This is a genomic window from Methylobacterium phyllosphaerae (assembly GCF_001936175.1).
Taxonomy (GTDB): domain Bacteria; phylum Pseudomonadota; class Alphaproteobacteria; order Rhizobiales; family Beijerinckiaceae; genus Methylobacterium; species Methylobacterium fujisawaense.
Genome location: NZ_CP015367.1, coordinates 5,072,905 through 5,087,285 on the forward strand (window position 1 = coordinate 5,072,905; position 14,381 = coordinate 5,087,285).

Here is a 14,381-nt window from a genome sequence, read left to right on the forward strand (position 1 = left end):
GGGCGGCGGCGCCGGTCAACCGGCCGCAGTCGCGGCGAGCCGCTTGCGCTGGACCTTGCCGTTGGGCGTGCGCGGCAGGGCGTCGAGGAAGCGGATTTCCCGCGGCCGCTTGTAGGCGGCGAGCCGCTCGGCGCACCAGGCCAGCAGGCCCTCCGCGTCGGGCTCGGCGTCCGGCTGGAGCACCACGAAACCGCAGATGACCGAGACGTCTGCCCGCACAGGCAGTTCGGCCACGCCGACCTCCGCCACGGACGGGTGGTCGGACAGCACCGCCTCGACCTCGTTGGGCGAGACCCGGTAGCCCATCGCCTTCATCAGGTCGTTGTTGCGGCCTTCGAACCAGAGGTAGCCGTCCGCATCGAACCGGGCGAGATCGCCGCCGACGAACCAGTCGCCCCGCATCACCTCGGCCTCTTCCTCGGGGCGGTTCCAGTAGCCGAGCATCAGCGCCGGCTCGGTCCGATGGACGGCGAGGAGCCCGCTCTCGCCGGCCGGCAGCGGGACCGGCTCGCCCTCGACGGGCAGGATCGCCACCCGCCGACCGGGCTGCGGCTTGCCCGGCGAGCCGGGACGCACGGGAATCGTCGGGCCGCTGGAGATGTAGGTCGAGATCTCGCTCATCCCGAGCGCCTCGTAGAGGGGCTTGCCGGTGGCCTGCCGCCAGGCATCGAGCAACTCCACCGAGAGGGGCTCGCCCGCCGTGCAGCCGTGGCGCAGGCTCGACAGGTCCTGGGCGCCGAGGTCGCCGTATTTGAGGATCTGGCGGTAGAGCGTCGGGACGGCGGCGAACAGGGTCGCGCCGTACCGGGCGATCAGGCGCGGCCAGACGGCGGGATCGCGTGGACCGTTGTAGAGCACCGCCGTCGCGCCCACCGACCAGGGATCGCTCAAGCCGACGCCCAGCGTGTAGGTCCAGTTCATGGTGCCGGCATGCAGCATCACGTCGGATTCGGTGAGGCCGAGCCAGTGGTCGCGCATCGGCCGGCGGCCGTAGGTGGCGCGGTGGGCGTGGAGCACGCCCTTCGGCCGGCTCGTCGTGCCGGAGGTGTAGATCAGCATCGCCGGGTCGTCCGCGGCGGTGTCGGCGTAGGCCGGCAGGGGCGGCCCCGCCTTCATCCGCGCGATGGCGGCGGCGTCGAGCAGGAGGCGTCCGCCCAGGGCCTCGGGCGCGACCGTGCAACCGCCTCCGATCACCACCGCGGCGGCGCCGGAATTCTCCATGAGGAACGCCGCCTCGCCCGCGGTGAGCTGCGGCGAGGAGGGCAGGGCGACGAGGCCCGCCGCCAGGGCCCCGAAATAGACGAGGACGTAGTCGGCCTCGTTGCCCATGCGGATCATCACCCGGTCGCCGGGTTCCAGGCCGAGATCCAGCAGGCCCGCCGCGATGCCGCGCACCGCCCGCTCGACGTCGCCGAAACTCAGCCGCTCCGCGGTGCCGTCCCCGACCATCACGAGCGCCGTCTTGTCGGGGCGCAGGCGCGCATTCTCGGCCAGGCAGTACCGCGCGGCGTTGAACCGCGCGGGCGGATGACGGTCGTTGGCAAGGCTGTCGGGCACCGGGCGCTCCCCGTATTCGGGCTTTCGGCCGGGTGTCCCGCCTGCGCGGGCGGCCGTCAACCGCGACCGCCCAGGCCTTTGCCTCCGGTCAGGTCCGCCGCTGCGCCTGGCCCTCCTGCTCTTCGAAGCCCTTGAGCATCTTGTCGAGGGTGAGCGGATAGTCCCGCACGCGGATCCCGGTGGCGTTGTAGATCGCGTTGGCGAGCGAGGCGCCGGCGCCGCAGATGCCGAGCTCGCCGAGCCCCTTGCTCTTCAGCGGGTTCGCCTTGTCGTCGAGTTCGGGCAGGAACACCGCGTCGATCGCCGGGAGGTCGGCGTGGACCGGCACATGGTACTCGGCCATGTCGTGGTTGACGAAGTAGCTGTAGCGCGGATCGACCACCGCATCTTCCATCAGAGCCGCCCCGACCCCGAAGGTCATGCCGCCGATCGCCTGACTGCGCGCCGTCTTGGCGTTGAGGATGCGCCCCCCGGTGAAGACGCCGAGCATCCGCCGCAACCGGATCTCACCGGTATCGACATCGACCCCGACCTCGGCGAAGTGCGCACCGTAGGAGTATTGCGAGAACTTCTGCTTCATCTCGCCGGGCTTGATCTCACCGGCGGCCTCCATGCCCGACCGGGCGAGATCGGTCAGCGACTCCGTCCGGTTGCCCGAGGTCACCGCGCCGTCGCGGAACACCGCCCCGTCCGGGTTCAGGTCGCCGGCCTTGAGCAGGGCCTGCCGGAGGTTGTCGCAGGCGACGTAGAGGGCAGAGCCCGCCGACGCAGCGCCGAACGAGCCGCCGGAACCCGAGGCGAAGGGAAAGTCGGTGTCGCCCATCTCGACGCGGACCCGCTCGGGCGGCAGGCCCAGCATCTCGCCGGCGATCTGGGTGAGGATCGTATAGGTGCCGGTCCCGGGATCGGTCATGGCCATGCGCACCACCAGCACGCCGTCCGGCCCGACACGGACCTTGGCGGCGGAGGGCATCAGCGGGTTGAGGCGGGCGGCGGCCGACATGCCCATGCCCACGAGCCAGTTGCCGTCGCGGCGGCTGCCCGCCGCCTGCCGCTTGTCCCAGCCGAACAGGCGCGCCCCCTCGCGCATGCAGGGCACGAGCTGGCGGGTGGAGAACGGGACTTTCTTCTCGGGATCCTCGGCCGGCTCGTTGCGCACCCGCAGCTCGATCGGATCGACCTTCAGATGCTCGGCCAGCTCATCCATGGCGCACTCGAAGGCGAGCTGGCCCACGGCCTCGCCAGGGGCGCGCATCGACGAGGCGATGGGCATGTTGAGGTTCACGAGCCGATGGCGCGTGATCCGGTTCTGTGCCGCGTAGAGCGACCGGGTGACGTTGGCCGACGTCTCGAAGAACCCGTCGCCCTCGGCCGTGTCGGACCAGGATTCATGGCTGATCGCCGAGAGCCGCCCGTCCTGATCGGCACCGAGCCTGATCCGCTGGATCGTGTCGGTCCGGTGGGTCCCGACGTGGAACTCCTGCTGCCGCGTGAGCGCGACCTTCACGGGGCGCTGGATCAGCTTCGAGGCCAACACGGCGAGCGTCGCCTCCGGCTGAGCCTGGAGCTTCGAGCCGAAGCCGCCGCCGATATAGGGGCTCACGATCCGCACCTTTTCGGGCGGCAGCTTGAGCACCGAGCCGAGCGCCTTCTGACCGCGGTTCAGCATCTGGTTGGCGGTGTAGAGCACCACGCCGTCGCCCTCCCACGACGCGATCGTGGCGTGCGGCTCCATCTGCGCGTGGATCTGGTTGGGCGTGACGTATTCCACGTCGAGCTTCACCGGCGCGGCCGCGAAGGCGGCGTCGAAGTCGCCGAGCTTTGAATCCGGCGGCGAATTGACGGGCTTCGGCTCGTAGGCCGCCGCCAGGTTGTCCTTGAGCAGCCCCTTGGGCTTGGCCGCGTCGTAGTGGACCTTCACCAGCATCGCGGCGGCGCGGGCCTGCTCGAAGGTCTCCGCCACCACGAAGGCGACGGGCTGCCCATAGAACGTGACCTTCGTCCCCTGGAGTTGCGGCCAGACCTGCTCCTTCTTCTCGCCCTGCTCGGGGACGTTCTCGTGGGTCATGACCAGGATCGTGCCGGGCGCCCGGCGGGCGGTCTCGGCGTCGATCGACGTGATGGTGCCGGCCGCGATCGTCGCCGGCACGATGAAGCCGTAGGCGGGGTTCTTCAGCGCCTGGGTCTCGTACGCGTAGGGGGCGTGGCCCGTGACCTTGAGCTTCCCTTCGACGCGGTCGAGCGGCTTCCCGACGAGCCCGTCGGCGCGGTCGTCGAGGGGCGTCCGGCCGATCGGCTGGTTCATCTCCATGGGGACGGTCCTTGATCGGGGGGCTTAAGCGCGGGTCGCCTGCGCCACCACGGCGCGCAGGGTCCGCCGGGTCAGCGGAATCTTGAAGTCGTTGCTGCCGTAGCCGCGGGCACCCTTCAGCACCGCGTCGGCGGCCTCATCCGCTGAGCCGGTCCGGACCAGGGCTTCTTCGGCCTCGGCCACCCGCCAGGGCTTGTGCGCCAGGCCGCCGAAGGCGAGCCGCGCAGCGCTCGGCTTGCCGCCCTCGGCGCCCGCGATCACCGCCGCCACCGAGACGGTTGCGAAAGCGTAGGACGCCCGGTCGCGGACCTTGCGGTAGATATGCATGCCGGCCACCGGCTTCGGCAGGGTCACGGCCGTGATGATCTCGCCCTTGCGCAGGTCGGTCTCGATCTGCGGGGTGTCGCCGGGGAGCTTGTGGAAGTCGGCGATCGGGATCCTTCGGGTCTGACCCGCCGGATCCATCGTCTCGACGGTGGCGTCGAGGGCCCGCATGGCGACAGCCATGTCGGACGGGTTGGTGGCGATGCAGGAGTCGCTGGCGCCCACCACCGCCATGATCCGGTTGAACCCGCCGATCGCCGCGCAGCCCGAACCCGGCTCGCGCTTATTGCAGGGCATGGCCGTGTCGTAGAAATAGTAGCAGCGGGTCCGCTGGAGCAGATTGCCGGCGGTGGTCGCCTTGTTGCGCAGCTGCCCCGAGGCGCCGGCCAGCAGAGCCTTCGCCAGGACGGCGTAGTCCTTCCGGACCCGCGGCTCCGCGGCGAGGTCGGAGTTGCGCACCAGCGCACCGATACGCAGGCCGCCCTCCTGCGTGGCCTCAACCTTGTCGAGGGGCAGCCGGTTCACGTCGATCAGCGTGGCCGGCGTCTCGATCTGCAGCTTCATGAGGTCGAGCAGGTTTGTGCCGCCCGCGATGAACTTGGCGTTCGGCCGCTCGGCCGCGAGCTTGGCCGCGTCCTGAACCGTGGCGGGACGCTCGTAGGTGAAAGCCTTCATGTCCGCCCCCTCAGAGGTTGCTGGCGGCGGTGTCGCGGATCGCCGCGACGATGTTCGGGTAGGCGCTGCAGCGGCAGATGTTGCCGCTCATCCGCTCGCGGATCTCGGCGTCACTGAGCGTCGGGGTCGAGGCGAGATCCTCGGTGACGTGGCTCGGCCAACCGGCCTTGGCCTCGTTCAGCATGCCGACCGAGGAGCAGATCTGGCCCGGCGTGCAGTAGCCGCATTGGAAGCCGTCATGTTCCAGGAAGGCGGCCTGCATCGGGTGAAGCTTCTCGCCGTCCGCGAGGCCCTCGATCGTGGTGACCTGATCGCCCTCGTGCATCGCCGCGAGCGTCAGGCACGCATTGATCCGACGCCCGTCCACCAGCACCGTACAGGCGCCGCACTGGCCGTGGTCGCAGCCCTTCTTGGTGCCGGTGAGAGCCAGATGCTCGCGCAGCGCATCGAGGAGCGTGGTGCGCGTGTCGAGGACGAGATCGTGCGGCTGCCCATTGATGGTGAGCCGTACCGGCATCGTCTGCGGAGCGGGGTCTCCCGGCGCCGCCGCTGCGGGGGCCGGTCGGAAGCCGAGGGCGCCGAGCGCCCCGGCCGCCGCGCAGCCTTCCACCACGGCGCGCCGCGTCAGGGCGAACGGCTTCTTCGAAGTCGCGTCTGTCATGCTGCCATCCCGTCCGTGCGCCGCGCTCGACGGCGCGGCGCAACCTGGAATCCGGTGCGCCAACGTGCGGTCGTGCCGATTAGATCCAGTCCAGACTGCGCCCGTTCACCGCGGGCCGAGGTGGTCCGCTGGTCCATGGGCCGCCCTATCCGATCCGCGACGTGGGGGTAGAGAATCGGCCCACGGCCGCGCGGCAGGGCCGGGCGTGGCGCCTCCGGGCCGCCGCGCTCCGCTTGCAAAGGACGCGATCATCGGAACGCGTCGCACCGCCGGCGTTTGGGTAGATCGGAAAGCGTTTCCGGAGGCTCACCCCATGGCCGTCCCGACTTTGGCCCTGAACGACGGGCGTCGCATCCCGCAGATCGGCTACGGCTGCTGGCAACTCTCCGACGCTCAGGCGCCGGACCTCGTCGGCCGGGCGCTTCGGGCCGGCTACCGCCTGATCGACACCGCCGCCGCCTACGGCAACGAGGCGGGCGTCGGACGTGGCATCCGCGATGCGCAGGTGCCGCGCGCGGAGCTCTTCCTCACCACCAAGCTCTGGAACGACCGCCAGGGACGCGACGAGGCGCGGCGTGCCTTCGACGAGAGCCTGCAGCGGCTCGGCCTCCCGTATGTCGATCTCTACCTGATCCATTGGCCGTGTCCGCAGCGGCGCCTCTTCGTCGAGACCTGGAAAACGCTGATCCAGCTCCGCGAGGAGGGGCGGGCCAAGTCGATCGGCGTCTCGAACTTCACAGCCGAGCACATCGCCACGTTGATCGGCGAGACCGGCGTGGCGCCTGCCGTGAACCAGATCGAGCTGCACCCGCATTTCCAGCGCAAGGCGCCGCGCGCGGACGACGCGCGTCACAGCATCGTGACCGAGTCCTGGAGCCCCCTCGGCCAGGGCAGGGAGCTGAACGACCCGGTCATCCTCGCGATTGCGAAGGCCCATGGGAAGACGCCCGCCCAGGTGGTGCTGCGCTGGCAGGTGCAGATCGGCTGCGTGGCGATCCCGAAGACCGCCCGGCCTGAGCGCATCCTCGAGAATATCGCGCTGTTCGATTTCGAACTCGGTGCCGGCGAGATGGAGGAGATCGCGGCCCTCGACCGCCCCGACGGCCGCATCGGCCCCGACCCGGCGTCCTTCTGCTGACCGGCATTCCTTCGGCGGCGCAGCGTAACATCGCGCCGCAAAAGATTTATGCTCACAGCTAGCATATCTGGACAGGCGCGTCCGGCGCCCATAAGTTAGACGGCACAATGCTCAAACTGAGCATAATGGAGGACGCCATGGCGGCGACCGTTGCACCCGTCTCCCGCACGCCCATCCCGGGCCTGCCGCTTCCGGATCTCTACGCCCGCGTCAGCCGGCACGTTCCGGCGATCGAGTGGCCGGCGCTCGCCCCCGACATCGAGGCGATCCTGCGCCTGAAGCGGGAGCGCAACGCCGTGATCCTGGCGCACAATTATCAGGCGCCCGAGATCTTCCACACGGTGGCCGACATCGTCGGCGACAGTCTCGCGCTCGCCCGCGAGGCGGTGAATGTCGACGCGGACGTGATCGTGCTGGCGGGCGTCCACTTCATGGCCGAGACCGCCAAGCTCCTGAACCCGGCCAAGACCGTGCTGATCCCCGACATGGGCGCGGGCTGCTCGCTGGCCGATTCGATCACGGCCGCGGACGTGCGCGGCCTGCGGGCGAAGTATCCGGGCGTGCCGATCGTGACCTACGTGAACACCTCGGCGGCCGTGAAGGCCGAGTCGGATTTGTGCTGCACCTCCGGCAACGCCGTCGCGGTGGTGAAGTCGCTGAACGCGCCCCGCGTGCTGATGATCCCGGACGAGTTCCTGGCGCAGAACGTCCAGGCCGAGATTCCCGAGGTCGAGATCCTGACCTGGGCCGGCCACTGCGAGGTGCACGAGCGCTTCACCCCGGCCGACATCCGCGAGGTCCGCGACAGCTATCCCGGCGTGACGGTGATCGCGCATCCGGAATGCCCGCCCGACGTGGTGGCCGAGTCCGACTTCTCCGGCTCCACCGCGATGATGATGGACTTCGTCGTGGAGAAGCGGCCGAAGCAGGTGGTGCTCGTCACCGAGTGCTCGATGGCCGACAACATCGCGGCGCAGAACCCGGATATCGAGTTCATCAAGCCCTGCAACATGTGCCCGCACATGAAGCGGATGAGCTTGGCGAACATCCGCCGCGCGCTGGAGACGATGACCCACGAGGTCACGGTCGATCCGGCTTTGGCCGACCGGGCCCGGGCGGCCGTGGAGCGCATGCTCCAGGTGCGCACACGATGAACGCCGTCTCGCCCAGCACCGCCGACCGCGTCGTCGTGGTCGGCGGCGGCGTCGCGGGGCTCAGCGTCGCGCTGCGTCTCGCGCCCCGGCCGGTGACGCTGGTCACCGCGTCGGCCCTGGGCCTCGGCACCGCCACCGGCTGGGCGCAGGGCGGCATCGCCGCCGCGGTCGGCGCCGATGACGCGGCGGAACTGCACGCCGCCGATACGGAAGCGGCCGGCGCCGGGCTGACCGAGTCCGACGTCGCGCTCCGCGTGGCTCAGGAAGGGCCGGGCCTGATCGATTGGCTGGTGCGGATCGGCGTCCCGTTCGACCGGACCGACGATGCCGCGCTCGCGCTCGGGCTTGAGGCCGCGCATGGCCGCCGCCGCATCGTCCGCTCCGGCGGCGACGCGACCGGGGCGCGCGTGCTCGAAGGGCTGGTGCGGGCCGTTCTCGCTGCACCGTCCGTCGAGATCGTCACGGCGCGGGCCTGCGACCTGCTCCGGGACGCGCGCGGGGCCGTGGCCGGCATCGTCGCCGAGCGCGATGGTGCCCTGTTCCGCATCCCGGCCCGCGCCGTGGTGCTGGCCACCGGCGGCGTCGGCGCCCTCTACGCGGCGACCACGAACCCGCCCGGCGCCGTCGGCCGCGGTCTGGCGCTCGCCGCCCGGGCCGGTGCCGTCATGCGCGATATGGAGTTCGTGCAGTTCCACCCGACCGCCATCGCGGCCGGCGCCGACCCGATGCCGCTCGCCACCGAGGCCCTGCGCGGGGAGGGCGCCCGACTCATCGACGAGACCGGCGCACCCGTCATGGCCGGTATCGCCGGCGGCGATCTCGCCCCCCGCGACGTCGTCGCCCGCGGCATCTTCCAGGCGCTGCAGCGCGGCCGCACGGTCTATCTCGACGCCCGCGGGGCGCTCGGCGCCGCGATGCCGACGCGCTTCCCGACGGTGGCGGGACTCTGCGCCGCCGCCGGCATCGACCCAGCCGTGCAGCCGATCCCGGTCCGCCCGGCGGCGCACTACCATATGGGCGGCGTGAAGGTGGACGCGCACGGCGCCACATCGGTGCCGGGCCTCTATGCCTGCGGCGAGGTCTCCTCCACGGGCCTGCACGGCGCCAACCGCCTCGCCAGCAACTCCCTACTGGAAGGGCTCGCCTATGCCTGCTTCATCGCCGACGGGCTCGATGCGCCGCCGCCGGCGGCCATCGTGCCCCAGGCCGTGACCGCCCGCACCTCCGGTGACCTGACGGCGATCCGTGGCCTGATGGAGCGCCAGGTCGGGGTCGTGCGCGACGCCGCCGGCCTCGGGGGGGCGGTCGCCGCCCTGACGCCGGAGGCAGAATCCTGCGACGCCGCGCTGGTGGCGCTGCTGATCGCCCGCGGCGCGCTGGACCGCCAGGAGAGCCGCGGCGCCCATTGGCGCAGCGATCATCCGCATCTCGCAGCCGCGACCCATACCGAGACCACGCTGGCCGATCTCCGGGCGGCGCAGAGCGGCCGGACGGTCGCCGAGGAGGCCCTGACGCCATGACCCGATCGGTCTTCTCCGACGCGATCCTGCCCCTGCCGCGGCTCCTGGTGGAGCCGGTGGTGCGCGCCGCCCTGCTGGAGGATCTCGGCCGGGCCGGCGACATCACCACCGACGCCATCGTGCCCCCCGGCGAGCGGATGCGCGGCGTGATCGCCTCCCGCCAGGACGGCGTGATCTCCGGCACCGATGCCGCCGCCATCGCGTTCGCGCTGGTCGATCCGGCCGTCACCGTCACGGTCGAGCGCGGCGACGGGGCCCGCGTCGCCCCGGGCGACGTGGTTCTGCACCTCGAGGGGCCGGCCCGCGCCATCCTCACCGCCGAGCGCGTCGCCCTGAACCTGCTCTGCCGGATGTCGGGCGTCGCCACGGCCACCCACGGCCTCGTCGAGGCGGCCCGCCCGCACGGCAAGGCCTCGATCGTCTGCACCCGCAAGACCACGCCGGGCCTGCGCGCCCTGGAGAAGCACGCCGTGCGCGCGGGCGGTGGTTCGAACCACCGCTTCGGCCTCGACGATGCCGTGCTGATCAAGGACAACCACGTGGCGGTGGCGGGCGGCATCGTGCCGGCCATCGAGCGCGCCCGCGCCCGGGCCGGCCATCTCGTGAAGATCGAGTGCGAGGTCGACAGCCTGGAGCAACTGGAGGAGGCCCTTTCGGTCGGGGTCGACGCGGTGCTCCTCGACAATATGGGGCCCGACCAGCTCACCCGCGCGGTGGCGATGATCGACGGACGCGCGCTCTCCGAGGCGTCGGGCCGGATCACCCGCGAGACGGTGGGGGCGGTCGCGGCCTCGGGCGTCGACCTGATCTCCTGCGGCTGGATCACCCACTCGGCGGCGATCATCGACCTGGGTCTCGACGCGGCCTGAATGGGCGACCTCCGGGTCGCCGCGGGGATCCGCCGTCGGGCAGGGCTCGACGATCATCACGTTCGGGTGACAAGTCTTCGTCATCAGCGCGGCTGAGACACCCGAAGTCTATCGCCGCGCGACCGACTCGCTAAGGTTTCGCCCAACCGCGACGCCATCGACCGGACGTGACCGTGAGCCAAGCCCTGCCCTCCGCGGCTGCCCCGGCGGTCGATCTTCCGGCGGCGCCGGTGGCGCGCAAACCCGGTGCCGTCCGACATGGGCCCGGCGCCGCGCTGATGCTGGGCGCGCTGGGCGTCGTGTACGGCGACATCGGCACGAGCCCGCTCTACGCGTTCAAGGAAGCCGTGAAGGCGGCGACCGCCGGCGGGGCCGCGGTGCCGGCGGCGGCCACGGGGGCGGTGTCGCTGATCCTGTGGTCGCTGATCCTGATCGTGTCGCTGAAATACGCGGTGCTGATCCTGCGCGCCGACAACCGCGGCGAGGGCGGCATCGTCGCCATGCTGGCGCTGCTCGGCGCCCGGCAGGCCCGGCCGGGCACGGGGAAGGCGCTGCTTCTGGTGGTCGGTCTGGTGGGGGCGGCGCTGCTCTACGGCGACGGCGCGATCACCCCGGCGATCTCGGTCCTCTCGGCGATCGAGGGCGTGAAGGTCGATGCGCCGGCGCTCGGCCCGTACGTGGTGCCGATCACGCTCGTCATCCTGGTCGGGCTGTTCCTGGTCCAGCACAAGGGCGTGGCCGCCATCGGCCGCGTGTTCGGGCCCGTGATGCTCGTCTGGTTCGTCGTCCTCGTCCTGCTCGCGATCCCCAGCATCCTGCGCACGCCGGAAATCCTGGCGGCGGCCAACCCGTTGCGGGCGGTGAACTTCCTGGTCCATGCCGGCTGGCATGTCAGCTTCCTGATGCTGGGCGCGGCCTTCCTGGCGGTGACCGGCGGCGAGGCGATGTATGCCGATCTCGGCCATTTCGGCGCCCCCGCGATCCGCTTCGCGTGGTTCGGTCTCGTGCTGCCGGCGCTGTTGATCCACTATTGCGGGCAGGGCGCCCTGATCATCGCCGATCCCGGTGCGATCGAGAATCCGTTCTATCGGCTTGCCCCCGACTGGGCCCATTATCCGCTGGTCGCCCTGGCCACGATGGCGACCGTCATCGCCTCGCAGGCGGTGATCTCGGGCGTCTATTCGTTGACCCAGCAATCGATCCAGCTCGGCTTCATGCCGATGATGCGGGTCGTCCACACAGACCGGGACGAGCGTGGCCAGATCTACGTGCCGGCGGTGAACTGGCTCCTGGCCGCAGCGACCCTCACCGCGGTGGTGGTGTTCGGCTCCTCCGACGCCCTGGCCGGGGCCTACGGCATCGCGGTCTCGGCCCTGATGGGCATCACCACGCTGCTCGCCGCGCTCATCGCGCTGCGTTGGGGCTACAATCCGATCCTGGTCTTCGCGGTCAACGGCGCCTTCCTTACCCTCGACGCCGTGTTCTTCGCCGCCAACAGCGTGAAGCTCTTCGAGGGCGGCTGGTTTCCGCTGCTGCTGGCCGCCGCGGTCGCCTTCCTGATGCTGACATGGATGACGGGCAACCGCGTTCTCGAATCCGTCCGCCAGACCATGCGGATGTCCGAGGCGACCTTTCTCGCCCGACTGACCTCGCACCCGCCGGTGACGCTCCCGGGCACCGCGGCCTTCCTGACCGCCGCCACCGATGGCATCCCGATGGCCCTCGGCCGTCTGCTGGAGCGCAGCCGGTGCCTCCACGAGCGGATCCTCCTGATCACCGTCGTCTACGAGGAGGAGCCGGTCATTTGCGCCGCCGAGCGGGCGCAGGTGACGCTGGTTGCGCAGGGCATCCGCAAGGCGATCTCGAAGTTCACGCCCGGCATGGAACGGGTCGTCCTGCGGTACGGCTTCATGCAGACCGCCTCGATCCCCGAGGGGCTGCGATGCGCCGTGGCGAGCGGCCTCCTGCCTCCGGAATACCTCGAGGACATCACCTACTTCGTGGGCCACGAGGTGGTCATCCCGTCGCCGACCCATCCCGGCATGGCGCCCTGGCGGGAGGCGATGTTCAGCTTCATGAAGCGCAATGCCGAGCGCACCGGCGCCCATTTCGGCCTGCCGACCCGGCAGATCGTCGAGGTGGGAACCGAGATCGAGATTTGAACCGGGGCCCTGAACAGGGCCGCGCCGCGGCACGCCCGAAGGGCAGGGCCTCCACAGGCGACGGACCGCCATGACGGCGATGCCGAGCCCGCGCGGCGCATTGAAAACGGCCGCGTTCGCCAGCATATCGCCACCGCGATTTTCCCACAGCGGAGGCATGACCCGTGAGCGAGACGATTGAGCGGCACGAGTTCGGGGCGGAGGTAGGCCGGCTCCTCGACCTCGTCGTGCACGCGCTCTATTCCGACCGCGAGATCTTCCTGCGCGAACTCGTGGCCAACGCCGCCGACGCCATGGACCGGCGGCGGTTCGAGGCCCTGACCTCGGCGGCGAGCGCCCTGCCGGCGGACGCCAAGGTCCGCATCGCCCCCGACAAGGAGGCGCGGACCCTGACCGTGTCGGATGCCGGCATCGGCATGACCAAGGAGGATCTCGCCACCAACCTCGGCACCATCGCGCGCTCCGGCACGCGGGCGTTCTCGCAGACGCTGGAATCCGCCAAGGCCGAGGACCGGCCGAGCCTGATCGGCCAGTTCGGCGTCGGCTTCTACTCGGCCTTCATGGTCGCCGACCGGGTGACGGTCACGTCGCGTCGCGCCGGCAGCGACGAGGCCTGGACCTGGGCCTCCGAAGGCCAGGGCAACTACACCCTGGAGCCTGCCACCCGGGCGGAACCCGGCACCGACATCGTGCTCCATCTCAAGGGCGACGCCGACGAGTACCTGGAGCATTACCGGCTCGACCATCTCGTGCGGAAATGGGCCGACTTCATCACCGTGCCGATCGCGGTCGTGCGCGACGGCAAGGACGAATCGGCCAATCAGGGCACCGCGCTCTGGCGCAAGGCGAAGTCCGAGGTCACCGAGGAGCAGTACGAGGCGTTCTACCACTCCATCGGCATGAACTTCGACAAGCCCTGGGCGACGCTCCACTGGCGCGCCGAGGGGCAACTCGAATTCGCCGCGCTGCTGTTCATCCCCGGTTCGAAGCCCTTCCATGCGCTCGAGAACGAGCGGCAGAGCAAGGTCCGGCTCCACGTGCGGCGGATGTTCATCACCGACGAGGCCGAACTGCTGCCGCCCTGGCTGCGCTTCGTCCAGGGCGTGGTCGATACCGAAGACCTGCCCCTCAACGTGTCCCGCGAGATGCTGCAATCGACCCCGGCCCTGGCGCGGATCCGCCGCGCCGTGACCGGCCGCGTCGTGTCCGAACTCGCAACCCGCGCCAAGGACGCCGAGGGCTACAAGGCCTTCTGGGAGAATTTCGGCCCCGTCCTTAAGGAGGGCATCTACGAGGATTTCGAGCGCCGGGGTGAGATCGCCCCGCTCCTGCGCTTCCGCTCCTCGGCGGTGGAGGGCTGGACCTCCCTGCCGGATTACGTATCCCGCATGAAGGATGGCCAGGAGGCGATCTACTACCTCGTCGCCGACGATGCCGAGGCGCTGAAGTCGTCGCCCCAGCTCGAGGGCTTCAAGGCGCGCGGCCTCGAGGTGCTGCTGCTTTCCGATCACGTCGACGCCTTCTGGCCCGACCAGCTCGGCAGCTTCGCGGAGAAGCCGCTCCGCTCGATCACCAAGGGTGGGCTCGACCTGTCGAAGTTCGCCCTCGAGGGCGGGCAGCCGGAGGCGCCCGAGGGCATCGATGCGTTCGTGGCCGCCGTGAAGACCGCGCTGGGCAGCGAGGTCTCGGACGTGCGCACCACCGACCGGCTGGTCGACTCGGCGGTGGTCCTGTCCGCCGGGACCGGAGGCCCAGACCTGCAGATGCAGCGGCTCATGCGGCGGGCAGGGCGGGCCGGGGCCGGGCAGCCGGTCCTGGAGATCAACCCGCGCCATCCGCTGATTCGGGCGCTGGCCGCGGCACCCGAATCGGAGGTGCCGCAGGCGGCCGGCACGCTCCTCGACCTCGCCCGCATCCAGGATGGCGACAGCCCCCGCGACCCGGCGGCCTTCGCCCGGACCGTGGCGGCGGCCCTGGCGGCGGCGCGCAGCGCGTAGGACTACGGAGACA

The 14,381-nt window shown here is 70.8% G+C and carries 10 protein-coding genes; 6 read left to right on the forward strand and 4 right to left on the reverse strand.

Features of this window, described 5'->3' with window-relative positions; translation table 11 throughout:
• Nucleotides 1–15 precede the first annotated feature (15 nt).
• From MCBMB27_RS23235 to paoA, 4 genes are all read right to left on the reverse strand, one after another.
• Nucleotides 16–1,557 (reverse strand): acyl-CoA synthetase, encoded by a 1,542-nt coding sequence (locus MCBMB27_RS23235; protein WP_075381372.1) that lies wholly within the window; start codon nt 1,555–1,557, stop codon nt 16–18.
• A gap of 88 nt (nt 1,558–1,645) precedes the next feature.
• Entirely contained in the window at nt 1,646–3,868 is a 2,223-nt protein-coding gene (locus MCBMB27_RS23240; protein ID WP_075381373.1) for a xanthine dehydrogenase family protein molybdopterin-binding subunit, read from the reverse strand.
• Nucleotides 3,869–3,892: 24 nt separating this feature from the next.
• Complete coding sequence (locus MCBMB27_RS23245; RefSeq protein ID WP_075381374.1) at nt 3,893–4,867, reverse strand: FAD binding domain-containing protein; 975 nt, start codon at nt 4,865–4,867, stop codon at nt 3,893–3,895.
• A gap of 10 nt (nt 4,868–4,877) precedes the next feature.
• Nucleotides 4,878–5,528, reverse strand: coding sequence for an aldehyde dehydrogenase iron-sulfur subunit PaoA (gene paoA, locus MCBMB27_RS23250; RefSeq protein WP_043760372.1), 651 nt, complete (start codon nt 5,526–5,528; stop codon nt 4,878–4,880).
• A gap of 313 nt (nt 5,529–5,841) precedes the next feature.
• On the opposite strand from paoA, the gene MCBMB27_RS23255 reads away from it, so the two are divergent.
• The 6 genes from MCBMB27_RS23255 (at nt 5,842) to htpG (ending at nt 14,368) form a co-directional block, all read left to right on the forward strand.
• The gene (locus tag MCBMB27_RS23255; RefSeq protein WP_075381375.1) at nt 5,842–6,666 is read left to right on the forward strand and encodes an aldo/keto reductase; all 825 of its coding nucleotides are present in this window, start codon (nt 5,842–5,844) and stop codon (nt 6,664–6,666) included.
• A 137-nt stretch (nt 6,667–6,803) separates the two neighbouring features.
• Nucleotides 6,804–7,820, forward strand: a complete 1,017-nt coding sequence (nadA, locus tag MCBMB27_RS23260; RefSeq protein ID WP_043387528.1) for a quinolinate synthase NadA — start codon at nt 6,804–6,806, stop codon at nt 7,818–7,820.
• Nucleotides 7,817–9,340 carry an L-aspartate oxidase gene (locus MCBMB27_RS23265; RefSeq protein WP_075381376.1) on the forward strand — a complete coding sequence of 508 codons (1,524 nt, stop codon included), beginning with the start codon at nt 7,817–7,819 and terminating at the stop codon, nt 9,338–9,340. Before nadA ends, MCBMB27_RS23265 begins: the two co-directional genes overlap by 4 nt.
• On the forward strand, nt 9,337–10,209 hold the full coding sequence (gene nadC, locus MCBMB27_RS23270; protein ID WP_043387526.1) for a carboxylating nicotinate-nucleotide diphosphorylase: 873 nt from the start codon (nt 9,337–9,339) through the stop codon (nt 10,207–10,209). Before MCBMB27_RS23265 ends, nadC begins: the two co-directional genes overlap by 4 nt.
• A 173-nt stretch (nt 10,210–10,382) precedes the next feature.
• Nucleotides 10,383–12,371: a potassium transporter Kup gene (locus tag MCBMB27_RS23275; RefSeq protein WP_075382083.1), complete on the forward strand. Its 1,989-nt coding sequence runs from the start codon at nt 10,383–10,385 to the stop codon at nt 12,369–12,371.
• 164 nt (nt 12,372–12,535) lie between these two features.
• Nucleotides 12,536–14,368: a molecular chaperone HtpG gene (gene htpG, locus MCBMB27_RS23280; protein ID WP_075381377.1), complete on the forward strand. Its 1,833-nt coding sequence runs from the start codon at nt 12,536–12,538 to the stop codon at nt 14,366–14,368.
• Nucleotides 14,369–14,381: the final 13 nt, after the last annotated feature.